Below are 24,046 nucleotides of genomic sequence, written 5' to 3' on the forward strand. Positions count from 1 at the left end.
GGTGGAACTCAGCACGTAGTCGCTGGGCGAGGACGTGATCGCGAGCACGAGGGTCTCGCCGTTCTCGATCGCCGCATCGTCGATCAGGCTCAGCGGCAGCGGAAAATCGTTGCCGTCGTAGACGCCGGCCGGCACGGTCACGCTGAGCGTGTCGGTGCCGCTGGCCGTGCTGAAATCGCTGCCGCGCGTCGCGGTGCTCGCGCCCTGCACGGCCAGCTGCACGGTGATGCCGCCGCTCGGCACCGTGCCGACCACGCGCAGTGTCGGCAATGCTGGCGTGGCTTCGCCTTCGCGCACCGTCGCCGTCGCGCTGCTCAATTCCACGAACGGGCGCAGGGTGACCTGGATATCGTCGATGAAGTTGCCGATGGTCGCGCTACCGCCGCCGGCGAAGATCGATTCAAAGCCGATCGCATGCACCGCGGTGGAACCCAGCCAGGTGAATTGGCCGGAATAGTCGCGCCAGCCGTTGCTCGCGGCCGCGTGGTTGCAGCTGTTGCCGCTGACGCCGCCGTCGGCCGTGCTGGTGCCGTAGCAGGTGTTCACCGCGCCGTCGCCGTCGTTCTGCGTGGCCGCGCGCACGACGCGGTTGGTGCCCGCGCTGCTGCCGATGCGGAACTCGGTCACGTCATTCACCGTCGCGCTCTGCCGGCCGCGGTGGCTGAAGCGCCAGCCTATGGGCTCGCCCGTGGCCAGGCACACGTTCTGGTAGATGCGCGAACTGGCCTCGGCATTCAGCTCGGCGAATTGGGACCCCGAGCGCGCAACGACGCTGTTGTACCCCGACCGCCAGATTTCAATCAGCGGCCCCGGCGTCTGCGCCACGTTCGGCGCACAGCCCACGCCGTTCTGCGACGGATGCGTCGTCGTCCAGCCCGGCACCAGCGCCTCGGATACCTGGAAATAGCAGTTCGACGGCGCCGCACTCGGCAGCTCGAAGCCCAGGTTGACGAAGGTGCGTTGCACCTGGGCCAGCGCCGGCACGGCGGCCAGTACACCCAACACGCCGGCAAGAACCCGGCGGAAAACATTCAACCGACGACACGCCATGGTCAACCCCTGGAAAATGCGTAGTTACGGATGGACAGCCCGCCCGACAGCGGCTGTGCGGGCCGGCGCCGGGCGCCGCGCGGATCAAATAAAGCGTTCTGCATGAGGTTCCCCGGATGCACGGAAGGCGGCTCCAGCCTGGGCTGGCGGCGGCGTCTTCCCGTGACCGACATTCGGTGAGAAACGTGATCATTCCGCGCAAACCAGCAAGCGCAGCGGGCGGCTTGCGGCGAATCACACCGGGCCCTGCCCAACTGCCGCCGGAAAATCCAGGGACTGCTTCCTTTGCGCCCCCCGGCGGGCGCCGGTACCTGACGGCCGCGGCCGGGCGACGGCAGCGGGCGCCGGGAAGTGGGATCGGGGAATCAGGAGCGCCCCGCTCCGCCAGGTGCTGACCGCGGTCTCGCCAAAGCCGGCCACGGGATTACAACCAGATGCTGTCTCCGCGGATGCGACGCCAGCTCAAGGCGTGCGGAAGGGAGCCGGCCCCGGTGCTGGGTCGCTGCGTGGAATTCGCGGACAGGCGTCCTGCCGAAGGCCCAAGCCTGGTCCGGCGGCAGCACCTGAACGCACCGGGTAATGGGTGGATCCCGGTCATCGCGGGCAACCAATCATCACCGAGTCAGTTCACCGTGCGACAGGAAGCCCTCGACTGCAGCCGGAACCAGCGCGCTTGCCCGGCTTCGTCCGGTAAACCGATCGGGCTACGACAGCTTGAGCAGGCTTTCTTCGGCGCGAGCGCCTCCGGTCTGGGCTTCGCCGCGGTAGTGGTCGCGGATCAGCGAACCGAGTTCCGCGGGCGGCCGCAGTGGAGCGCGCTGGGCGGCAAACCCCTTCAACGAGGCGCAGCCACCGCCCTCAAGCCGCCGAACAGATCCGCGCAATATCCTCGTAGCCATGAAACACCGCACTCTTTCCGCAGCCGGGGCAGCCCGGGTCGCGGCTCAGGCGCAGCTCGCGGAAGCTGGCGGCGAGCGCGTCGTAGCACAGCAGGCGGCCAACCAGGCTGTCGCCGCGGTCGAGCAGCAGCTTGAGTGCTTCGGTGGCCTGCAGCAGGCCGATCACGCCGGGCAGTACGCCGAGTACGCCGGCTTCGGCGCAGTTGGGGGCATCGGCGGCGGCTGGCGGTTCGGGGAACAGGCAGCGGTAGCAGGGCGAGTCTTCGCGCCGTGCGTCGAATACGCTGGCCTGGCCGGTGAAGCGATGTACCGCGCCGTAAACCAGCGGGATGCGCAGGCGGCGGCAGGCGGCATCGAGCAGGTAGCGGGTGGGGAAATTGTCCGCGCCGTCGATGACGACATCGGCGCCGGCCAGGCAGTCCTCGACATTGGCCGCGAGCAGGCGCTGCTCCACGGTCTCGATGTCTATGCGCGGATTCAATGCGAGCAAAGCCATGCGCGCCGATTCGGTCTTGCGCATGCCCACGCGCGCTTCCGCGTGCACGACTTGGCGCTGCAGGTTGGAACGCTCCACCCTGTCGTCGTCGATCAGACGCAGGCGGCCCACGCCGGCGGCGGCCAGGTAGAGCGCCGCCGGTGCGCCCAGACCGCCGGCGCCGATCAGCACGATGCGCGCCGCGCCCAGGCGCTGCTGTCCGGCCAGACCGACTTCGGGCAGCAGCAGATGACGCGAATAGCGTTCGCTGCTGTCGGCATCCAGTCCGCCGCGCTGCACCGGCAGGCCGGCGGCCAGCCAGGCGGCGTAGCCGCCGGCGACGGAGGCGACGTTGGCATAGCCCAGCTGCTGCAGGGTATCCGCGGCGAACAGCGAGCGCTGACCGCTGCCGCACAGCGCCAGCACGCGGCGTGTGCGATCCGGCACCTGCTCGGCGATGCGCAATTCGAGAAAACCGCGCGAAATTCCCAATGCCCCCTGGGGCGTGCCGGGAGCGCGTTCGGCGTCCTCGCGCACGTCGATAAGGACGGCGCCGGCCGCGGCCTCGCGCGCCGCATCGGCGGGCGAAATTTCCGCGATGCGCCGGCGCAGGCCGGCCAGCAGTTGATCGCGATTCGGGGCTTGTGACATGGGTACGACCTCAGTCCAGCGGCAGTATTTCCACGCAATCGCCGATGGCCAGCGCCTGCGGTTCTTCGGGCAGCACGATCAGGCAATCGGCTTCGGCCACGCTGCGCAGCACGCCGGAACCCTGGCGCGGAAACGGCGTGACCCACAGCGTGCCATCGCTGCGCGACTCGCGCCAGGCGCGCTGGAATTCGGCGCGGCGATGGTTCTTCACGATGGGCGCAGCCAGGCGCGCGTGCCAGCACGGCGCGGCCAGCGCATCGCGGCCGGCCCAGGTTTGCAGCAGCGGTGCGACCAGCAGGCGGAAGGTGGCCAGCCCCGACACCGGATTGCCCGGCAGGGCGAATACCGGCGTCTCGCCGATCGCCCCGAACAACAGCGGCATGCCGGGCTTCATGCGGACTTTCCAGAAATCCACCGTGCCGATCTCGGCCAGCAGGCGCGGCAGGAAATCCGCCTCGCCGGCCGACACGCCGCCGGAGCTGAGCACCAGATCGGCCTCGCCGGCCGCTTGCTGCAGAGCGCGGCGCAGTGCGTCGACATCGTCGCGCACGTGCTCGTGACGCAGCAGCGTGACGCCCTGCTCGCGCAGCAGGCCGCCCAGGCTGTAGCGATTGGAGTTGTAGACCTGGCCGTGGCCCAGCGGGATGCCGGGCGCGACGATCTCGTCGCCGGTGGTCAGCAGCACGGCGCGCGGCGCACGCACCACCTCGACCGCGGTCAGCCCCAGCGATGCCAGCACGCCCACGCGCGCCGGGCTCAGGCGAACGCCGGCCCGCAGCGCGCATTCGCCGCTGGCGAAATCCTCGCCGGCGGCACGCACGTTGGCGCCCGCGGTTTCGCCGGCGGCGACCATGACGGCATCGCCTTCGACGCGCACGTTTTCCTTGATCACCACGGTGTCCGCGCCGCGCGGCAGCGGGGCGCCGGTGGTGATGCGCAGGCAGTCGAACGGGCCGACTGCGGCCTCGCGTGCGTCGCCGGCCAGGCGTGTGCCGACCAGGCGGAATGCCTGCTCGCCCACCGCCGGCAGATCCGCGCTGCGCAGGGCGAAACCGTCCATGGCCGAGTTGGCCTGGGCGGGCACGTCGATAGAGGCGACCACGTCTGCGGCCAGGATGCGTCCCAGCGCAGCATCGAGTTCCACCGTTTCCGGCGGCAGCAGGCGCCGCGCGGCGCGGGCTATCACGCGGGCGCGGGCCTGGGCGACAGAAAGCATGGCCACCGGCGGCTGGGCGGGGTCAGAGGGCGGCATCGCGGAAATCCTGCGCAGTGTTGAGATTGGCGAAGCGGCCGGCGCTGGCGCTGAAATCCACTTCAGTACAAGAATACGAGTCCTGCCAACGCCAGACCGGACGCTGCGGATCCTCGTCCAGGCCCGGCGGCACGACGCGCGCACAGTGGTACAGCGCGAACAGCGGCTGCCGGCGCAGGCCGTCATGGGCGACGACGACGGCGGCATCGCCGCGCCGCTGCCACAGCTGTCGTACCAGGTCCGCGCCCGGCGCGGGACTGTCCACGGGCACGGTCAGCAGCCATTCGCTGCGGCATTCGCCCAGCGCAGTCGCTATGCCTTCCAGCGGGCCGCGGAAACCGGGCCGGCGGTCGGCGCAGACGCGGCCGTAGCGGGCGTATTCGTCGGCATGGCGATTGGCGAGAATGAGGATCCCGTCCACCTGCGGCGCGATGGCGGCCGTGACCCAGGCGATCAGCGGCCGGCCCTGCAACAGGGCCAGGCCCTTGTCCACGCCGCCCAGCCGGCGCGCGGCGCCGCCGGCCAGGATGGCGGCGGCGAGGCTGGCGCTGCGTGCTGGATCTGCCATTGCGGCCCTGCCCTTCAGGCGCTTTCCCGGTGTGCGCGGCCGCGGCTGCTCGCGCGCCTGCGCCTGCGGCGACACGCGGACTGCACGCTGCCGGCATGGGCGGCCATCACCGCATCAGCGCTTCTTGGCGTTGCGGATCATGCGCTGGCGCTTGCGCTGCTGCCCTTCGGTCAGTTCGTTCTTGCGCCCGGCGAAGGGATTTTCGCCGTCGCGGAATTCCAGCCGCAGCGGCGTGCCGACCAGCTTGAAGCGCTTGCGGAAGAAGTTCTCCAGATAGCGCTTGTAGCTGTCGGCCAGGTGCTTGGTGCGCGAACCGTGGATGACGATGGTCGGCGGGTTGCTGCCGCCGGGATGGGCGTAGCGCAGTTTGGGCGCATGGCCGCGCACCAGCGGCGGCTGGTAGGACTCGTAGGCCATTTCCACGGCCTTGTTCAGTTCGGATGAGCTGAACTGGCGCGTCGCCGAAGCATGCGCGCGATCGACCGCTTTCATGAGTTCGCGCAGGCCCGAGCCGTGCTTGGCCGAGATGAACACGCGCTCGGCCCAAGCGACGAAATCCAGGCGCCGCTCCAGCGATTTCTCGCATTGCTCGCGCTGGTACTTCGACAGGTCATCCCATTTGTTGGCCACGACGACCAGCGCGCGCGCTTCGTTCAGCACGTGGCCGATCAAGGTCGCATCCTGCTCCGACACGCCTTCCTGCGCGTCGATCATGACCAGCACGACCTGGGCCGCGGCGATAGACTGCAGCGTCTTGATCACGCTGAACTTCTCTATCGCCTCTTCGACACGGGCGCGGCGGCGCACGCCGGCGGTGTCGATCAGGGTGTATTTCTTGCCGTCGCGCTCGATAGGGACGCGGATCGAATCGCGCGTGGTGCCGGCGATGTCGGAGACGACGACGCGGTTTTCGCCGAGCAGGCGGTTGACCAGGGTGGATTTGCCAACGTTGGGCCGGCCGACGATGGCGACGCGGATGCCCTGGTCGGCGGCTTCTTCCGCCTCGACTTCATCGTCCGGCGGCAGCTGCGGTTCTATCGCCTCGATCAGGCCGTCGACGCCGCGCCCGTGCGAGGCGGCCAGCGGCACCAGGGTACTGATGCCCAGCGCGGCGAATTCCGCCAGGCTGCCGGCTTCGTCCAGGCCGTCGGTCTTGTTGACGCCGACCAGCAGCGGTTTGCCGCGCTTGCGCAGGTCGGCCAGGATGTCGCGGTCCAGCGCGGTCAGGCCGGCGCGCGCATCGGTCACGAACACGACCACGGCGGCTTCGTCGACGGCGAGCTGCACCTGTTTGGCAGTCAGCGCGTCTATGCCTTCGTCATCGCCGGACAGGCCGCCGGTATCGACCACCACGAACGGACGCGAGCCCAGGCGGCAGATGCCGTAGTGGCGGTCGCGGGTCAGGCCGGGCTGATTGGCGACCAGGGCATCCCGCGTGCGGGTGAGCACATTGAACAGGGTCGACTTGCCGACATTGGGACGACCGACCAGAGCGACGACGGGCAACATGCGCGGAACCTGCTGAGTCAGGCCGGACGGCGAGCGCCGGGCCTGGTGGATACGAAGAACAAGCGATGCATCGCCCGAACGCGGGAATACACCGCTGTCAGCCGGACCTGCAACCCTGTCCGGTGCGACCGGAGCCGCCGCACCGTCCCGGCCGCGCCGCCTCGCGGCGGCGCGCCGTGAAACTGCTTACAACTGGGCGCGGAAGGCGCCCAGTTTGCCTTTGGCATCGACGACGTAGACCGTGTCGCCGACGACCAGCGGTGTGGCGCGGATGGCGTCCTTGGACAGGCGCTCGCGCGCGACCAGCTTGCCATCGGCGATCGCCAGCCAGTGCACATAGCCCTGCAGATCGCCGACGACGACGTAGTCGCCCTGCACCGCCGGACCGCTGAGCCAGCGGTGCAGCAGCGCATCCTGCTTCCACATCGAGGCGCCGCTGGCGCGGTCCAGCGCCCACACCTGGGACTGGTCATCCACCGCATAGACCTGACTGGCCGACACGCCGACATTCGTATAGCCGGACAGCGTGCGGTTCCACAGCTGGCGGCCGCTGGTGACGCTGAAGGCGACGACCTGGCCGTGGTAGGCGCCGGCGAAGCCGACGTCGCCGTCGATGAAGATGTCGCCGTCGATATCGCTGAGGCGCTCGACCTCGGTGCGGCCTTCACTGACGGCCAGGGCCTGTTCCCAGGCGGCGGCGCCGTCGCTGGAGCGCATGGCCATGATCTTGCCGGCGTCGGTCGCATTCAGCACCAGTTCGCCGGCCAGCCGCGGCGCGGCATTGCCGCGCAGCGACAGCAGCGGCACGGTGCCGCGGTCGTTGACCCAGCGCTGCTTGCCGTCGTTGATGTCGAAGGCGTAGACGCGGCCGTCGTTGCTGCGCACATAAACCGTGCCGTCGCCGATGGCCGGCGCGGCCACCACTTCGGCCGAGACGCGCGCGCGCCAGCGTTCGGTGCCGTTGGCCGCGTCCAGCGCAATCACGTCGCCGTCCAGGCCGCCGATGGCGACCACGCCCTGCCCCACGCCGGGACCGCCGGAGAAGCGCAGGTCGAAGTCCTTCTTCCACAGTTGCTTGCCGCTGGCGGCGTCCAGCGCCAGCACTTCGCCGTCGACGCCGGCCGAGTACAGATTGCCGCCGGCCAGGGCCGGCATCATGCGGATGCCCGACATGCCCGCGCCCTTGCCCAGGCCGCGGCTCCAGATTTCCTTTACGCCGAGGCTGGGGGCCAGCTCGGTCAGTTCCTTGGGTTCGGCGATGTTCTCGCGCTTGGAGCTGCTGCGCTGGAACCAGCCGCAGCCGCTCAGCAGAACCAAGCTCGCCAGGCCGCCGATGAGGAGGGCCGACTTCTTCATGAGTTCTGCTTCTCCGTCGTCGCTACGGCGACGGCCGGAGCGGCGCCGCCGGCATCATCGAGCTTCATTTCCAGGCCCTGGCGGCCGGGAGCCATCGGCTCCAGCGCATCAAGGGAGGCCTGGTAGGCGCTGCGGGCTTCGTCGCGCTTGCCCTGGGAAAGAAGAATGTCGCCGCGCAGTTCGGCGATGCTGGCGGCGTAGCCGGCGACCGGCAGCGCGGAAAGCAGCTTCAGCGCTTCGTCGGCCTTGTCGGCGGCGAACTTGACCTTGACCAGGTTCTGTCCGGCCAGGCTCTTGAGCGCGTCGGTACCGGCATTGTCATACGCCCACTGCAGCGCCTGCTCGGCGGCAGCGAGGTCCTTGCGCGCCACGGCCGTCTCGGCCCAGCGCAGCGAGGCGATCACGGCATAGGAACTGCCGGCATGTTCTTTCTGGATCTTCTCGAGGGCGGTCTTGGCGGCTTCGTCGTTCTTGGCCCCGACGGCGGCGCCGAAGGTCTGGAATTCGCCGGCGGCGACGAGCTTCTGGCGGCCCTGGTGGCCCTGCCACTGGAAGTAACCGAAGATGACCAGCAGACCCAGCGCTATGCCCACCAGGATCGAAGCCGCGTTGTCGCGCATCCATTTGCGCACGATTTCGCTTTGTTCGTGTTCGTCGAGTTGATCGAAAGCCATGTCGTAATCCAGGTTGCGCCCGTGCCGTGAGGACAAGCGGTTCTTCGTCGAAATGTGGCGGCCAGCGACGGCGCGGAAGCACCGCCTGCGCTGCCGCGGAGGCAACGCCCCGGACCGGGCTCAGGCCGGACCGGGAGGCGCCGTAGAGTAACAGGAAGCGCAGGCGGCGAACCTGCGCCGAAGCCGACAGTGCGGCGCGATTCAGTTATCCGCGGGTGCGGCGGCCGGGGCGACGGCGGCGCCGTCGACCAGCTTGAGATGGGCGACAGCGGCACGGCGGAACGGGGTCAGATCGACGGCCTTGCCGTTCACCAGCAGCTCCGCGTTGGCCGAATTGCCCAGGCGCACACTGACCGGCTGACCTATCGCGTACGTCTTGCTGCTGCCGGCCGGCAGCAGGCCGAATTCCACGCGCTGGCCGTCGGCACCTATCACTTCGACCCAGCTCGCATCCTTCAGGCGCAGGCTGACTTCGTAGCTGCCCGGCGGCAGGGCCGGCGCCGGCGGCGCGGCGGGTTCCTCATGCTTGATCGCCGGCACCATGGAGGCCATCAGCGGCAGTTCCACGGCGGGCTTGGCGGCTTCCTCGGCCGGCGCGGGCGCCGGTGCCGCCAGGGCGGCCGGATCCGCCGCGGCGGTGGAATCCAGCGGCAAGGTGACCGGCGTGCGCGGCGCGACATCGGGCTGGGCCTGTTCCAGCGGCGCGAGCCGGGCCAGGTTCTGGTCCAGGCCGCCATGCGTGGCCAGCCATACCGCCGGCGCGACGATCAGGCCGGTCAGGATGACGTAGACCGTGGGCACGGAATAGCGCTGGAACAGATAGCGCGAATGCGAGATGCGCCCGGTCGCTACCAGGGCCGGCGGCGGCGCCTGGCGCTCGCGCAACTGGCTGTCCACGGCCTGCAGCGGGATCTCCAGCAGGCGCGCGTAGCTGGCCAGGTAGCCGCGCAGGTAGACGTCATACTCGATGCGCTGGAAATCGTTGTTCTCCAGCGTGGTGACCACGCGCTGCGGCAGGCGCAGGCGGGTGCTGACCTCGTCCAGGCTCCAGCCGCGGCGCTCGCGCGCGGCGCGCAGGCGCTGGCCCAGGGTGGGATCGTCTTCCGCCTGGGGCGGCAGCACGAACAGCTCGCGGCTGTCGCTGTCGTCAGCGAAGGCGGACGGGCTTTCATCCGTGAGCGCACCCGCAGCACTGTCCGTTGCCGTTGCGGTGTAGGTGTCGTCGTGGGGGCTGGTCATCGGCGGCGATGCGAGATCGGTAGTGTTCTGGTTGTTGTCGACAGGGGCTGGAATCGCCGCGGGCGCCGCCGCAACTTCGGCGCCAGAGTGCGAAGGTTTGTTTTTGCGTTTCATGACGGAGTGCTCGATTCCAGCTGGCGCAGCTGGGGCGAGTCCGGAAATTCGGTGCGCAGGCGGCGCGCGTACTCGTTGGCTTCGCGTGCGTTGCCGAGACGGTTCTCGATATTGTGCCCCAGCAGCAGGGCGTCGGCATTGGCCACGCCCTGCGCCTCGAAGCGCTGCAGGAAGGCGCGGGCGCGCAGGAAATCGTTCTTCTTGAACAGGATGCCGGCGAGGTGGAACAGCGCCTCGCCGTTGTTCGGATTGGTTTCCAGCGCCTTGCGGAAATCCTGCTCGGCGCGGTCGAGCCGGTCGGCCTGGAGGAAGCAGGTGCCGGAATTGGTATAGGCCATGTCCGGCGTCTTGTAGAACGGATCGGCCAGGGCCGCGGCGAAGCGCTGCGCGGCTTCATCCAGCTTGCCGGCACGGCAGAGGAAAGCGCCGTAGTTGTTGTTGACCGCGCCGTTGCGCGGAGCGAGTTCGGCGGCACGGCGGTAATGCTCGGCGGCCTTGCGCGAATCGTTGATGCGCTCGTACAGCACCGCGATCACGGTGTGGGCGTCGACATAGGAATTGTCGTACTTCAGCGCTTTTTCGAGCTTTTCCAGCGCCAGTTCCAGCTTGCCCTGCTGCATGTAGCGCTGGCCCAGGGCGACATGCACTTCGGCCGCGGCACGGGCCTTCTCGCTGTTCTTGGAGCGCGGCGCGGCCGAGGCGCAGGCGGCCAGCCCCAGGATCAGCAGCAGGACCAGGCTGAGCCTAAGCCGCATCGATCTGGCCCTCGACCTTGCGGCGGAATTCCGCCTGGCGGCGGGTGCGGTCCATGACCTGGCCCTTGAGCTGGCCGCAGGCCGCGTCGATGTCGTCGCCGCGGGTGCGCCGCACCGTGGTCAATACATGGGAGTCGAGCAGGATCTTCTGGAAGCTGCGGATGACCTCGTCCTCGGAGCGCTCGAAGCGCGTACCGGTGAACGGGTTGAACGGGATCAGGTTGACCTTGGACGGCACCTTGCGCATCAGCTTGACCAGCTGGCGCGCGTGCTCGGGCTTGTCGTTGACCCCCTTCATCATGGTGTATTCGAAGGTGATCGAGGCGCGCGGGCGCTTGGCCACGTAGCGCTGGCAGGCGCCGAGCAGTTCGGCGATCGGGTATTTCTTGTTCAGCGGCACCAGTTCGGTGCGCAGTTCGTCGTTGGGCGCGTGCAGGCTGACCGCGAGCGAGACATCGCTCTCCTCGCTGAGCCGGTCGATCATCGGCACCAGGCCGGCAGTGGAGAGGGTCACACGCTTGTTGGCCAGACCGAAGCCGAGGTCGTCGCGCATCACGCTCATGGCGCGCACGACGTTGTCGAAATTCAGCAGCGGCTCGCCCATGCCCATCATCACGACGTTGGTGAGCTTGCGCTGGTGGTGCGGCACATTGCCCAGGTGGCGCGCGGCGACCCAGACCTGGCCGATGATCTCGGCCGTGGACAGGTTGCGGTTGAAGCCCTGGGTGGCGGTGGAGCAGAACTGGCAGTTCAGGCCGCAGCCGACCTGCGAGGAAACGCACAGCGTGCCGCGCGTGGTTTCCGGGATGAACACGGTTTCGATGGCATTGCTGCCATCCATGCCGAGCAGCCACTTGTGGGTGCCGTCGGCGGACTGCTTCTCGAACACGGTCTTGGGAGGAACGATGTCGACAGCGGCGCTGAGCTTGTCGCGCAGCGCCTTGCCGACATCGGTCATCTGGGAAAAATCGGTGACGTGGCGGTGGTACATCCACTTCATGACCTGGTCGGCCCGGTAGGGCTTCTCGCCGACGGACGCGAACAGATCGCGCAGTCCCTGGCGGTCGTAGTCGAACAGGTTGGGTTTCACCACAGTCACCAGATCATTTCCTCAACGCGGGCACAGCTCGGTGGCTGCAAAAAAGTAGGCGATTTCCACAGCGGCATTTTCGAGCGAGTCGGAACCGTGTACCGCGTTCGCGTCGATGGAATCGGCGAAATCGGCGCGGATGGTACCCTTCTCGGCCTTCTTCGGATCCGTGGCGCCCATCAGGTCGCGGTGCTTGAGCACGGCGTTGTCGCCCTCCAGGGCCTGGATCACGACCGGGCCGGAGATCATGAACTCGACCAGCGCGTTGAAGAAGGGACGCTCGCGGTGCACGGCGTAGAAGCCTTCGGCTTCCTTGCGCGAGAGATGCTTCATCTTCGACGCGACGATCTTGAGACCGGCCTTCTCGAAACGGGTGTAGATCTCGCCGATCACGTTCTTGGCGACGGCATCGGGCTTGATGATGGACAGGGTGCGCTCCAGCGCCATGTCGGAATACTCCAGATTGAAAGGAACAGTTTCCCGCCGCCGCGCGCGATGGTATCACCAAACACGCGCAGGAATGCGGGGTTAGCAGACAAAATCCTTCTGAATTCTAGCTGATTCACACGCCGAATGCATGGCCCCCGTGCAAGCCGCGCGGCGGTGAGCGCCCGTGGCTGAACGGGTTTGACCGCGCCGGTATGCTCTCGTAGCATTCAAACGCCCGTTTTACCTACGATCCGCATCCGGGCCACCCCATCACAGCAAGGCCATCGCCGTGGCAGGACCGGACAGCAAGGATTTCATGAACTCGCAGCACTTCTCGACCAAGGAACGCATCCTGGGCGCGGCCGAACAATTGTTCGCCCGCCTGGGCTTCGCCGGCGCCTCGCTGCGCCAGGTTACTGCCGCCGCCAATGTCAACCTGGCCGCGGTGAACTACCACTTCGGTTCCAAGGAAAACCTGATCAACGAGGTGTTCCGGCGCCGCCTGGACGAACTCAACGCGCACCGCCTGCAGGCCCTGGACGAAGCCCTCAAGCTGCCCGACACCGGACTGGAACCGCTGCTCAGCGCCTTCATCAACCCCGCCCTGGACCTGTCCCTGGACCGCGGCGGCGGCGGTGCCTTCGTGCGCGTGCTGGCGCGCGCCTACGCCGAGCACAACGACGCCCTGCGCAAGTTCCTGTCGGACAACTACGGCCACGTGATGAAGCGCTTCCACGCTGCCTTCGCCCAGCGCCTGCCCGACCTGGACAAGGAAGAACTCTACTGGCGCCTGGACATCGTCGCCGGCGCGCTGACCTATGCCATGGCGGATTTCGGCGTCATCAAGCGCAAGAGCGGCGTGACCGAGCAGCAGCACCGCGAACGCTCGGCCGAACACCTGATCCGCTTTGCCGCCGCCGGCCTGCGCGCGCCCTAAGCCGACGGTTGGACATCAGCCTGCCAGCGCAGTCCGGACCAGGATCAACTGCAAGATGGTCGTGCAAGCGCTTGATTTCCGGTGCTGTCGCATCCGATCCCGCCTTTTCCCGCCATCGCTTCACGGGCAGCCGTCCGCGCCGCGGCCGGCTGCTGCCTCCCCGCGCTTGCTGCGCTGCAACGCGAGCAACAGCTCCAGAGCAACGGTGCACAGTCGCCGGGCTTCACCTTTTCCGGTTCCTTCCATGACGAGGTCATCATGAGCTTCAAACCGCTACGTATCCGCAAGGCTGCGGTACTCGGCGCCGGTGTGATGGGCGCGCAGATCGCTGCGCATCTCACCAATGCCGACGTCGAAACCGTGCTGTTCGACCTGCCCGCCAAGGAAGGCGACAAGAGCGGCATCGCGATCAAGGCGATCCAGAACCTGGCCAAGCTCTCGCCCGCCCCGCTGGCCGACAAGTCGCGCCAGGCCGCCATCGTGCCGGCCAACTACGACGAGCACCTGGAACTGCTGCGCGGCTGCGACCTGGTCATCGAAGCGATCGCCGAACGCACCGACTGGAAGCTCGACCTCTACAAGAAGATTGCTCCGTATCTGCCTGATTCTGCGGTAGTTGCAAGCAACACCTCCGGCCTTTCCATCAACACCCTGGCCGAGGCGCTGCCGGAAAACCTGCGCCACCGCTTCTGCGGCGTGCATTTCTTCAACCCGCCGCGCTACATGCACCTGGTCGAGCTGATCCCCAACCGCAACACCGACGCGGAGATCCTGGCCGGCCTGGAAGCCTTCCTGACTACCACGGTCGGCAAGGGCGTGGTCTATGCCAAGGACACGCCGAACTTCATCGGCAACCGCATCGGCGTGTTCTCCATCCTGGCGACCATGCACCACACCGAGAAATTCGGCCTGGGCTTTGACGCCGTGGATGCGCTGACCGGCCCGTCCATCGGCCGCCCCAAGAGCGCGACCTACCGCACCGCCGATGTGGTCGGCCTGGACACCATGGCCCACGTCATCAAGACCATGGCCGACACCCTGCCGGATGATCCCTGGCATTCGTACTTCCAGGCGCCGCTGTGGCTCAAGGCCCTGATCGAGAAGGGCGCGCTGGGCCAGAAGAGCGGCGCCGGCGTGTTCCGCAAGGTCGGCAAGGACATCGTCGTGCTGGACCTGGCCAGGCAGGACTACCGCGCCGCCGACCAGAAGGCCAGCGACGAAGTCGCCGCCATCCTCGCGATCAAGGATCCCAGCGAGAAGTTCGCCAAGCTGCGCGCCAGCGCCGATCCCCAGGCCCAGTTCCTCTGGGCCGTGTTCCGCGACCTGTTCCACTACACCGCCTTCCATCTGGCCGATATCGCCGAGACCGCCCGCGACGTCGACTTCGCCATCCGCTGGGGCTACGGCTGGCAGCTGGGTCCGTTCGAGACCTGGCAGGCCGCCGGCTGGCAGCAGGTGGCCGGCTGGATCGCCGAGGACATCGCCGCCGGCAAGGCCATGAGCAGCGTGCCGCTGCCGGCCTGGGTGACGGACGGCCGTAACGGCGTGCACGGCAAGGACGGCTCGTATTCGGCCAGCCAGAACAAGGCTTTGCCGCGCTCCTCTCATCCTGTTTATAAGCGCCAGCATTTCCCCGATCCCATCCTGGGCGAGAAATTCGACCAGGGCACGACGGTGTTCGAGAACGACGGCCTGCGCCTGTGGCACCTGGGCGACGACATCGGCATCGTCTCGTTCAAGACCAAGATGAACACGGTCAACGACTTCGTCCTCGACGGCCTGCAACGCGCCGTGGACGAGGCCGAGCAACGCTTCAAGGGCCTGGTGATCTGGCAGCACAAGGAGCCCTTCTCTGCCGGCGCCGACCTCAAGGGCGCCATGGGCCTGCTGCAGGCCGGCAAGGTGGCCGAGTTCGAGGCCATGATCGCCAACTTCCAGGCCACCAGCATGCGTCTGAAGCGCTCGCTGGTGCCCACGGTCGCGGCGATCCGCGGCATGGCTTTCGGCGGCGGCTGCGAATTCCAGATGCACTGCACCAAGACGGTTGCCGCACTGGAAAGCTATATCGGCCTGGTCGAGGCCGGCGTAGGCCTGCTGCCGGCCGGCGGCGGCCTCAAGGAAATCGCCGTGCGCTGCGCCAGGGCCAATCCGGCCGACCCGTTCAACGGCATCAAGGCGTTCTTCGAGACGGTGGCCATGGCCAAGGTCTCGACCAGCGCGCTCGATGCCAAGGAAATGGGCCTGCTGCGGGCCAACGACACGGTCGTGTTCAATACCCACGAAGTGCTGTGGGTGGCCCAGCGCGAAGCGGCGGCTCTCGCCGACGCCGGCTACCGCCCGGCCCTGCCGGCGCAGGTCCCGGTCTGCGGCGACGTGGGCACGGCCAGCCTCAAGATGATGCTGGTCAACATGCTGGAAGGCCGCTTCATCTCCGAGCACGACTTCGAGATCGGCGCGCGCATCGCCGACACCCTCTGCGGCGGCGTGATCGAACGCGGCTCGCTGGTCGACGAGGAATGGCTGCTGGCGCTGGAACGCAAGCATTTCGTCGAACTGGCGCAGATGCCCAAGACCCAGGCCCGCATCGTCCACACCCTGACCACCGGCAAGCCGCTGCGCAACTGAGCGACGAGGACACAGCAATGACCAAGCAAATCCAGGATGTCTATATCGTCGCCGCGACCCGCACCGCCGTGGGCAAGGCCCCGCGCGGCGCGTTCCGCAACACCCGTCCGGACGACCTGCTCGCCCACGTGCTCAAGGCGGTCGTGGCCCAGGCGCCGGGCATCGACGTGAACCGCATCGACGACGCCGTGATCGGCTGCGCCATGCCGGAGGCCGAGCAGGGCATGAACGTCGCCCGCATCGGCACCCTGCTGGCCGGCCTGCCCAACACCGTCGCGGCGGTGACCATCAACCGCTTCTGTTCCTCCGGCGTGCAGGCCATCGCCATGGCCGCCGACCGCATCCGCACCGGCGAGGCCGATCTGATGCTGGCCGGCGGCACCGAGTCGATGTCGATGGTGCCGATGATGGGCCACAAGATCGCGATGAACCCGGCCGTGTTCGACAACGAACACGTCGCCATCGCCTACGGCATGGGCATCACCGCGGAAAAGGTGGCCGAGCAGTGGAAGGTCAGCCGCGATGACCAGGATGCCTTCGCCCTGGCCTCGCACCAGAAGGCGCTGGCCGCCATCGCCGCGGGCGAATTCAAGAGCGAGATTTCGCCGTACACGCTGGCCGACCACTACCCCAACCTGGCCACCCGCGGCGTCGTCTCCGACACCCGCACCATCGACACCGACGAAGGCCCGCGCAAGGACACCAGCGTGGAAGGCCTGGCCAAGCTCAAGCCCGTGTTCCGCATGGGCGGCTCGGTCACCGCCGGCAATTCCTCGCAGATGTCCGACGGCGCCGGCGCGGTGCTGCTGGCCAGCGAACAGGCGGTCAAGGACTACGGCCTCACGCCACTGGCCCGCTTCGTTTCCTTCGCCGTGGCCGGCGTGCCGCCGGAAATCATGGGCATAGGCCCCATCGCCGCGATTCCCAAGGCGCTCAAGCAGGCCGGCCTGAGCAAGGATCAGTTGGACTGGATCGAACTCAACGAAGCCTTCGCCGCGCAGGCGCTGGCGGTGATCCGCGACGTGGGCCTGGATCCGTCCAAGGTCAATCCGCTGGGCGGCGCCATCGCCCTGGGCCATCCGCTGGGCGCCACCGGCGCGATCCGCGCCGCCACCCTGGTGCACGGCCTGCGCCGGCGCCAGCAGAAATACGGCATGGTCACCATGTGCATAGGCACGGGCATGGGCGCGGCGGGAATCTTCGAAGCGCTTTGATTCCATATTGAAACGCGGGCGTGAGCAACGAGCCGGGGCCTGGTGCCCCGGCTTTTTGTTTTTCAGCCGGATACGGGTCTGCGCAGGTGCAGAACACGACTGAACCTCGGTCCGCTCATTCAACTGGATCGTCAACCAGCGGTCGGCCGGCGCCATCCCGCGCGCACTCCGCGCCTCGATCTTCGCCTCAGGCCAGCCGCGCGCCGTTCGGCACCGGCCGCTCCAGCGCCGTCAGTACGATGCCTTCGTCCGTGTGGAATCCGGTCAGCAGGAATTCCGACATGAACGGCCCAATCTGCTTGGGCGGGAAATTGATCACGCCGACGACCTGGCGGCCGACCAGCGCTTCCGGCCGGTACAGCGCGGCGATCTGCGCGCTGGTTTTCTTCTCGCCGTAGGGGCCGAAGTCCACCCACACTTTCAGCGCGGGTTTGCGCGCCTGTTCGTTGATCTCCGCGCGCAGCACGGTGCCGGCCACGAGCAGCACTTTCTCGAAATCGCCCCAACTGATGGTCTCGCTCATTCCGCTCGCTTCCCGTGATCTGTTGCCGCGGTCCAGGCCGCGCGGTGCGGCGCCGATTCTCGCGCCGCCGCCGGCGCCGGGTATTGCACCAGATTGCGCCGCCGCCGCGGCGGCGGAAAAGATCCTGGCCGCGGCGATTTCGCGATTATTCTTATCGGCTCGCCTGCAGCGCCTTCCGGCGCCGGAGCGCCGAATTCCGCCGAAGAAGGATCTTCCATGCACACCAGCGACGCCCTGCACGGCGGCCAGCTCGAACACTTCCTCGACCAGACCGACGAAACCCAGTACGAGCAGGCCGAAGCCGGCGTGGCCGAGGATCTGCGCCAGGCCGCCCTGGGCGCGGCACTGCGGCGCCAGCCGCTGCGCGCGGACACCTTCGACCTGGTCGAACGCCTGGGCTATCTCTGGCTGCAGGCCGGCGATCCGGCGGCGGCCCTGCGCCTGCTCGACAACGACGCCCCCGCCGCCATCGCCGCACTGCCGCCGGCGGAGCGCGGCCAGGCCGAACTGCTGTGCGGCTTCCTGCGCATCCAGGCGCTGCACACCATTCCCGACCGCGCCGGCACCCAGCAGGCCCTGCTGGCGCAGGAACAGCGGCTGGCGGCACTGCCGCCGGAGGAACGCTACACCGGCGCCTGGAACCAGCTGGCCGACGTGGCCGACTACCTGGGCGAAGGCGCCAGCGCCCGGCGCGCCATCCGCGGCCGCCGCGCACTGCAGGCTGCACTGCCCAACCGGGCGGCCTGCCAGGCCTGGGACGAGGCCGCCATGCACCTGCGCGAAGGCGCCAGCCATGCGCGCGCCGGCGAAGCGGAAAACGCACGCCTGTCGGCGCTGGCGGCGCTGGACAGCCTGGCTGAAGCGGCGCCCGGCCAGGATGTCGATTACGACGACTGGCTGCGCCTGGGCCATGAGCTGATCGGCTTCGCACCAGAACAGGCCGGCCTGGTCATAGGCCAGGTGCGCGCCCGCGTGCCGGCCGCCGCCGGTGCGGCCGAGCGGCGCACGGTCGAGGCCCGCATGGCGCGCCTGCAGGCCGTGGCCCTGGCCCGGCTGGGTCAGCTCGACCAGGCCATCGCCCGCGGCCGCGAGGGCCGCTTCGGCCTGGTAGTGGATTCCGACGACGACTTCAGCGCGCAGATGCTGGACTGGCTGCTGCAGGCCGGGCGCGCAGCGGAAGCCGCGGAGCTGGCCTACGAATGTTCCATCAACCAGCGCGCCATTTCCTCCGGCCACGCGCGCGCCCTGGCCCAGTCGCGCGTCGCCGACTGCAGCGCCGGCGCGCCTTACTGGGCATTGCTGCTGGCCCGGGCGGCCGGCGACGACACGTCGGTCTGCGGCAGGGAAACCCCGGCCGCCTACGCCCGCCGCCTGCTGGACCTGGCGGCAGCACAGAGCCCGGGCCACACCGCGCTGGATGCGGCCCAGGCGCACTACCTGGCCCGCTTCGGCAACGACGACGCCGGTGCACTCGCCCTGCTGGAGCGCGTGGTGCAGCAGCCCGGCCAGGCCAACTCGGCCAATCTGGAACTTCTGTGGCATTGCCGCGCCCGGCTCGACCAACTGCGCGATGCGGCATTCAAACCGTTCGTCGCCGCCGCCGGCGCCGGCTGGAACTATCGCCTGGGCTGCATCCTGAGTTCCGATCTGCACGCCAGCCTGCCGCCGGGCGGCACTTGGCCGGACGAGGCCATGCAGCGCCTGGCCTTGCAGTACTACGAAGCCGGCCTGGCCCAGTTCGAACGCTTCATCGAGAGCGGCAGCGGCATCTATATCGACGGCAACATCCACACTTATTCCATGCTGTGCAACAACCTGGCGATCCAGTACCGCAAGGCCGGGCGCCCGCCCGAGGACCGCATCGCCCTGCACGGCAAAGGTATCGCCGCCAGCCCCTTCGCCGAGCACTACGACGGCCTGCTTTCCTGCGCCTACGCCGCCGGGGACGACGCGAGCTACGTCGCCGCGGCCGAACAGCTGTGGCAGTACGCGGCCGACCACGGCTACAGCCGCCATTCGCCGGACGACTACATCCACCGCGTCGCCTACAGGCTGCGCAACCTGGGCCGGCCGGGCGAAATCGCGATCTGGCTGGAACGCCTGGACGGCTGGTTCAACACGCTGGATGCCGACGATCAGGCGGAAAACGCCGCCAGCTACCTGGAAACCCTGGCCATGGCGCTGGTACAGCAGGCTCACAGCCAGCCCGAGGACGCGGTGCTGCGGCTGGAGCGCTCGCTGCCGCAGATCCGCGCGCTGAAGAAACTCGGTACCAGCCGTTTCGCCGGCCGCGTGCTGCAGATCGCCGGCGACCATCGCCGCGCGCTGGAGATTTTCGAGGAAGCCGCGCCCTGGCACCGGCCGGGCAATACCTACGACGACGAACAATACGGCTATCTCACCGACGAGATCGCCGAATGCCGCCAGGCGCTGGGCGGCGGCAAGCCGTGGTGGCGTTTCTGGTGACGGCCGGCAAGCGCCGTAGCGCCTACGCCGCGCGCGACGTCGCCAACGCGGCCGCGCTGAAACAGGCCATCGCCCGGCGCAGCCGCGCCCGCGGCGACAGCGAGGAAGTGCAGGCCTGGCTGCTGAACCATTTCTACCGCCACCTCATCGGCAATTTCAGCGCGCCGGCGCCGGCGGTGACGGCGATAGGCACGGCGGCCCAGGCCGCTGACTGCTTCCGCCCGGCGGCCGTGCCTGCCTGGCTGGCCGAGCGGCTGAAACGCGGCGATGGCGTTCCGCCGCTGTGGATACAGCCCGACGGCGAAGCCCTGCTCGCACTGGAACTTCGCCTGGTCGAATTCCTGGGCTCGCGCCAGGGTACCTCGCTGCAAGGCAAGCTGATGCGCGTCAACGCGCCCCAGGCGCTGGCACTGTGGGCGGCCGAACACGCCGCGTTCGAGGCCGGCCGCGCCGCCGGCTGGCGCGAGCACTCGCCCGAAGCCGTGCGCGAGCACTGGCGCGGCCGCGACGGCGTATTCGTCGAATTCCGTCCCGACAGCCCGCAGCTGCGCAGCGAGCTGGCCTATGAAAGTCAGCATATGCGCCATTGCCTGGGCCAGTTCGCCGACCGCCGCAACCTCGCCGGCGGCTACGGCGAAAGCTATGCCGAAGCCTGCGCCACCGGCCGGCTGCGTCTTTTCAGCTACCGCGGCGGCAATCAGCAGCCGCATGTGACCATCAGCGCCGTGGTCGAAACCGACGGCCGGCTGCGCGTGGACCAGATCAAGGGCAAGCAGAACCGCCCGCCGGTGGCGCGCTACCGCGACGAGATCCTGGGTTTCCTCGCCACGCTGGACAGCACCGGGCACACGCCACCGGACGCCTTGGCGCTCGGCGTGGTGCGCGTGCGTGCCGGCTGGCGGCTGCCGTCGCAGGTCACGGAGGAAGCCGACCAGTTGCAACTGGTGCAACGCCAGCCGGAACTGATCCAGGCCCTGCCCTGCACCACGCCGCTGCTGCACTGGCTGGTGGCCGCACGCAATCCGGAGCTGCTGGCCGGACTGGCGCTGAGCCCGGCCCTGCGCGCCAGCCTGGCCCTGGGCAAACCTGCGTGAGCCTGTTCGCGACGGTGCTGCTGATTCTTGTCGGCCTGCGCGTGGCCAAGGCGCTGCGGCGCCCGGCGCCCGGCGGCCCCGGCAGTGAGCCGCTGTATCTGTTCCCGGCGGCACGCAACCGCGCGCTGGCACTGGCCCATCCCGCCGGCAAGGCCCATCTCGGCGCGATCTACGGCCGCAGCAACGCGGCGCTGCCGGCGGGCGATCCGCTGCGCAGGCTGGAGCCGTCGCTGTTGCATGTGTTCGGCCTGCGCCAGGGCCAGGACGCGGCGCAGATCCGCGCCACGCTGCAGGCGCAGCTGCCGCAGCGCTGGTTCCGGCTCGGCCTGGAATCGCTGCAGGCCGGCGACGACCCGCGCGACGCCATGGCCTTCGCCTGCGCCCGCGTCGCCTTCGCCCTGCGCGCAGCCCAATTGCTGGGCTGGCTGGACACCGGGCTGCATTGGCAATTGCAGGAGCTCAACGCCGCCCGCGCCCGGGAATGCTTCTCCGGCTGGCCCGACTACGCCGCGGCCCTGGCCCGCGGCCGGCGCCAGTGGGTGGCCGGCTCCCGCGCCGACAGCCTCGGCGTCGCCTTCACCGTGGAACAGGCGCTGGCGTGGACGCGGCAGCGGCGGCATCCCTGGCGGAAAGGCTGGAATTCGTGATTCGGGACTCGCTGAAACCGGGATTTGGGCTTGGCGAAAACAGGGTCCCGCGGACGCCGACGGCTTCGTGTCGGCGTTGCAGCAGGGATTCCAGGCATTCGCTCACACGGCAGTTCGGGGAATGCCGATATCCACCAACCTCGCGTCTGCCAATCCGAATCGCGAATCCCGGCTGCAACAAATCCCGAATCCCAATCACGAATCCCGGCTTCAATCCCTGTCGGCCAGCCAGTCCTTGAACTGATACCACCAGTAACTGGCCTGGGCCCCGGCGAAGCCGAACGGGCGGAAGCTGGAGACCAGTCCGAAGGGGGCGAAGCGCTGCCAGGCGTCGTCGTCCTGGGCGATCGCGGCGGCGAGCAGCTCGCCGGCGACTGTGGTCGGGGCCACACCGTGGCCGCCGAAGGCTTGCGCATACCACAGGCCGTCGGCGCGGCGGCCGATCTGCGGCATCTGGTGGCGCGCGTAGCTCATCAGGCCGGACCAGGCGAAATCCACATGGATACCGGCCAGCTGCGGATACACCTTGAGCAGGTCGCGGTAGAGCAGATCGCGCACCCGCTCCGGCGCGCGGTCGCGCACCGAGATGCGGCCGCCCCAGAGCAGGCGCGAATCCGGCAGCGGCCGGTAGTAGTCGAAGGCGAAGCGCGTGTCGTAGATCGCCGCGCGGGTGTTGATGCATTCGCGCAGCCGCGGCCCCAGCGGCTCGGTGACCATCACATAGGTCGCGATCGGCAGCACGGCGCGGTCCACTGCCGCGTCCAGCCCGGCCAGGTAGCCGCCGCAGCACAGCACCACGTGCTCGGCCTCGATCTCGGCCTGGGACGTGCGCAGGCGCCAGCCGTTGCCGGCGCGCTGCAGCAGCTGCACCGGCGAATGCTCGTGCACCGCCACGCCGCGGGCCGCGGCGGCCTGGGCCAGGCCTATGGCGTAATTGAGCGGATGCAGATGCACCGCGTTGCGTTCCCACAGGCCGTCGCTGTAGCGGTCGGTGCGCAGCAGCTCGCGCAGGGTCGCGCGCGGCACCCAGTCCCAGTGCACGCCGAATTTCTCGGCCAGGAACTGCTGGCGTTCGCGCAGCACGCGCGGATCGCGGAACCAGTTGGCCCAGATCACGCCCTCGTCGACCATGGCGCAGGGAATGCGGTACTTGCCCACGCGCGAACGGATCAGCTGCACCCCGCCCAGGGTGCTGAGGAACAGCGCCTTGGCCTGCTCCAGGCCGAGTTTTTCCACCAGCGATTCCTCGCCGCGGGAATAACCGGCGAAGACGAAGCCGCCGTTGCGGCCGGAGGCGCCGAAGCCGACGCTGTCCTGCTCCAGCAGCAGCACATCCTGCACGCCGCGCTCGGCCAGGCCCAGCGCCGTGTTGAGCCCGGCATAGCCGCCGCCGACCACGACCACGCGCTTGGCATGCCGGCCCGTCAGCGGCGCGAAGCCGCCGTAGGCCGTGGCCGTGGCGCGGTAGTAGCTGGCGGGCAGTCCGCTCATTCCGGCCGCTTGCCCTTGTTGTTGGGCAGTTCCTGTTCCAGGCCGACCTGCAGCCAGCCCAGGCTCAGGCCTATGCGGCGCGAATCCGGATCGGCCCAGACATACGACATCATCTTGCCGGTGGCATCTTCCATCACCGCCAGGCGCAGCACTTCGGTGTTGCTCTCGCGGTAGGTCAGGCGGGCCAGTTCCAGCGAATAGCCCGATGCCGCGCCGTCGCGGTATTTCAGCGCCACGCGGCCACCTTCGCTGTGCAGGCGCAGGTCGCGCTGCAGATGCCAGTCATTGTTCTCCGCACCGGCGCGCGCGCCGGCGCCGTTGAGCGCATCCCAGCCGGTGAACCAGCGCACGCGCTGCGACAGCGTAGCCGCATCGACGCCGCGGGCCTGGTCGGCCACGGTGACTACGCGCAGGCGGTCCTCGATCAGCTCGAAGCGCAGCGGCAGCAGCGCCGCGGTCGCGCCTATGCCCGGCAGCAGTGCGCTGCAGGCGGAGGGATCGGCGGCGAAGGCCAGACCGTTGCGTGAGGCGGCCGCCTTGAGCGTGCAGGCGGTCAGCGGCGCCCAGGATTTCTCGTCCACGCGCACGGCCTTGTCCGGCGTCTGGAACACCGCCTCGGCCGCGGCGTTGAGCGGCCGGTACGGTACAAATCCATTCTTCTCATTACGCAGCAGCCAGCGCGCCTCCTGCACCGGCGTGGTGTCGGGCAGCACCACGCGCCAGAGCAGCTGGCTGCGGTCGCCGCCGGGATGGCTGATCCAATGATGGATAGCCGGCGCGGCATTGGCCGCCGGCGCCTGCTTGCCGCCGGCCGAGGCGCTCCAGCGCTCGGCATGGTTGTCGTATTCGCCGGCCAGCTCCGGCGGTGCGCCCACCGGCGCGGCAGATTTGGTGCCGCCGGCCGACAGCGTGGCGCAGGCCGACAGCAGCAGGCTGGAACCCAGTACGAGACACAGTGAATGGCGCATGCTTCCTCCGCAGACGGATG

20 protein-coding genes are annotated in these 24,046 nt (G+C 68.7%); 6 read left to right on the forward strand and 14 right to left on the reverse strand.

The features are described from left to right. From NM961_RS16945 to ndk, 11 genes are all read right to left on the reverse strand, one after another. Positions 1–1,005: hypothetical protein (locus NM961_RS16945; RefSeq protein WP_255915600.1), on the reverse strand; the 1,005-nt coding region annotated here is incomplete at its 3' end. A gap of 903 nt (positions 1,006–1,908) precedes the next feature. Continuing rightward, positions 1,909–3,075 (reverse strand): molybdopterin-synthase adenylyltransferase MoeB, encoded by a 1,167-nt coding sequence (moeB, locus tag NM961_RS16950; RefSeq protein WP_255915601.1) that lies wholly within the window; start codon positions 3,073–3,075, stop codon positions 1,909–1,911. Between the two features lie 10 nt (positions 3,076–3,085). Continuing rightward, complete coding sequence (locus NM961_RS16955) at positions 3,086–4,327, reverse strand: molybdopterin molybdotransferase MoeA (protein WP_255915602.1); 1,242 nt, start codon at positions 4,325–4,327, stop codon at positions 3,086–3,088. After that, positions 4,314–4,895 (reverse strand): molybdenum cofactor guanylyltransferase MobA, encoded by a 582-nt coding sequence (mobA, locus tag NM961_RS16960; protein WP_255915603.1) that lies wholly within the window; start codon positions 4,893–4,895, stop codon positions 4,314–4,316. Before mobA ends, NM961_RS16955 begins: the two co-directional genes overlap by 14 nt. A 114-nt stretch (positions 4,896–5,009) precedes the next feature. Continuing rightward, positions 5,010–6,404: a ribosome biogenesis GTPase Der gene (gene der / locus NM961_RS16965; RefSeq protein ID WP_255915604.1), complete on the reverse strand. Its 1,395-nt coding sequence runs from the start codon at positions 6,402–6,404 to the stop codon at positions 5,010–5,012. A gap of 186 nt (positions 6,405–6,590) precedes the next feature. After that, positions 6,591–7,760, reverse strand: a complete 1,170-nt coding sequence (gene bamB, locus NM961_RS16970; protein ID WP_255915605.1) for an outer membrane protein assembly factor BamB — start codon at positions 7,758–7,760, stop codon at positions 6,591–6,593. Beyond that, on the reverse strand, positions 7,757–8,434 hold the full coding sequence (locus NM961_RS16975; RefSeq protein ID WP_255915606.1) for a YfgM family protein: 678 nt from the start codon (positions 8,432–8,434) through the stop codon (positions 7,757–7,759). Before NM961_RS16975 ends, bamB begins: the two co-directional genes overlap by 4 nt. Positions 8,435–8,635: 201 nt before the next feature. Next, positions 8,636–9,673, reverse strand: coding sequence for a helix-turn-helix domain-containing protein (locus tag NM961_RS16980; RefSeq protein WP_255915607.1), 1,038 nt, complete (start codon positions 9,671–9,673; stop codon positions 8,636–8,638). Between the two features lie 110 nt (positions 9,674–9,783). Next, positions 9,784–10,542 carry a type IV pilus biogenesis/stability protein PilW gene (gene pilW / locus NM961_RS16985; protein ID WP_255915608.1) on the reverse strand — a complete coding sequence of 253 codons (759 nt, stop codon included), beginning with the start codon at positions 10,540–10,542 and terminating at the stop codon, positions 9,784–9,786. After that, a complete protein-coding gene (gene rlmN, locus NM961_RS16990; RefSeq protein ID WP_439334225.1) occupies positions 10,532–11,641 on the reverse strand; it encodes a dual-specificity RNA methyltransferase RlmN in 1,110 nt (369 codons plus the stop codon). The genes pilW and rlmN overlap by 11 nt, the downstream gene beginning before the upstream one ends. Positions 11,642–11,653: 12 nt before the next feature. Then, complete coding sequence (gene ndk / locus NM961_RS16995) at positions 11,654–12,079, reverse strand: nucleoside-diphosphate kinase (protein ID WP_255915609.1); 426 nt, start codon at positions 12,077–12,079, stop codon at positions 11,654–11,656. A 298-nt stretch (positions 12,080–12,377) separates the two neighbouring features. Here ndk and NM961_RS17000 point away from each other — a divergent pair, with 298 nt between their 5' ends. The 3 genes from NM961_RS17000 to NM961_RS17010 all read left to right on the forward strand — a co-directional run bounded on the left by NM961_RS17000 (position 12,378) and on the right by NM961_RS17010 (position 16,837). Further along, the gene (locus tag NM961_RS17000; RefSeq protein WP_255915610.1) at positions 12,378–12,998 is read left to right on the forward strand and encodes a TetR/AcrR family transcriptional regulator; all 621 of its coding nucleotides are present in this window, start codon (positions 12,378–12,380) and stop codon (positions 12,996–12,998) included. Positions 12,999–13,256: 258 nt separating this feature from the next. Next, positions 13,257–15,623, forward strand: coding sequence for a 3-hydroxyacyl-CoA dehydrogenase/enoyl-CoA hydratase family protein (locus NM961_RS17005; RefSeq protein ID WP_255915611.1), 2,367 nt, complete (start codon positions 13,257–13,259; stop codon positions 15,621–15,623). A gap of 17 nt (positions 15,624–15,640) precedes the next feature. Further along, complete coding sequence (locus tag NM961_RS17010) at positions 15,641–16,837, forward strand: acetyl-CoA C-acyltransferase (protein ID WP_255915612.1); 1,197 nt, start codon at positions 15,641–15,643, stop codon at positions 16,835–16,837. Between the two features lie 187 nt (positions 16,838–17,024). Here the strand turns inward: NM961_RS17010 and NM961_RS17015 are convergent, their stop codons facing one another. Then, positions 17,025–17,360 (reverse strand): tRNA-binding protein, encoded by a 336-nt coding sequence (locus NM961_RS17015; RefSeq protein ID WP_255915613.1) that lies wholly within the window; start codon positions 17,358–17,360, stop codon positions 17,025–17,027. 216 nt (positions 17,361–17,576) lie between these two features. Between NM961_RS17015 and NM961_RS17020 the strand changes: the two genes are divergently transcribed. The 3 genes from NM961_RS17020 to NM961_RS17030 are packed head-to-tail and all read left to right on the forward strand — an operon-like array spanning position 17,577 to position 21,567. After that, the gene (locus tag NM961_RS17020; protein WP_255915614.1) at positions 17,577–19,826 is read left to right on the forward strand and encodes a hypothetical protein; all 2,250 of its coding nucleotides are present in this window, start codon (positions 17,577–17,579) and stop codon (positions 19,824–19,826) included. Beyond that, positions 19,808–20,920 (forward strand): hypothetical protein, encoded by a 1,113-nt coding sequence (locus tag NM961_RS17025; protein ID WP_255915615.1) that lies wholly within the window; start codon positions 19,808–19,810, stop codon positions 20,918–20,920. The genes NM961_RS17020 and NM961_RS17025 overlap by 19 nt, the downstream gene beginning before the upstream one ends. Continuing rightward, positions 20,917–21,567: a DUF1266 domain-containing protein gene (locus NM961_RS17030; RefSeq protein ID WP_255915616.1), complete on the forward strand. Its 651-nt coding sequence runs from the start codon at positions 20,917–20,919 to the stop codon at positions 21,565–21,567. The genes NM961_RS17025 and NM961_RS17030 overlap by 4 nt, the downstream gene beginning before the upstream one ends. A 210-nt stretch (positions 21,568–21,777) precedes the next feature. On the opposite strand, the gene NM961_RS17035 is transcribed toward NM961_RS17030, so the two are convergent. Then, positions 21,778–23,058, reverse strand: a complete 1,281-nt coding sequence (locus NM961_RS17035) for an NAD(P)/FAD-dependent oxidoreductase (protein ID WP_255915617.1) — start codon at positions 23,056–23,058, stop codon at positions 21,778–21,780. Then, positions 23,055–24,026: a hypothetical protein gene (locus NM961_RS17040; protein ID WP_255915618.1), complete on the reverse strand. Its 972-nt coding sequence runs from the start codon at positions 24,024–24,026 to the stop codon at positions 23,055–23,057. The genes NM961_RS17035 and NM961_RS17040 overlap by 4 nt, the downstream gene beginning before the upstream one ends. Positions 24,027–24,046 lie beyond the last annotated feature (20 nt).

It is taken from the genome of Tahibacter harae (genome assembly GCF_024437735.1).
GTDB classification, from domain to species: domain Bacteria; phylum Pseudomonadota; class Gammaproteobacteria; order Xanthomonadales; family Rhodanobacteraceae; genus Tahibacter; species Tahibacter harae.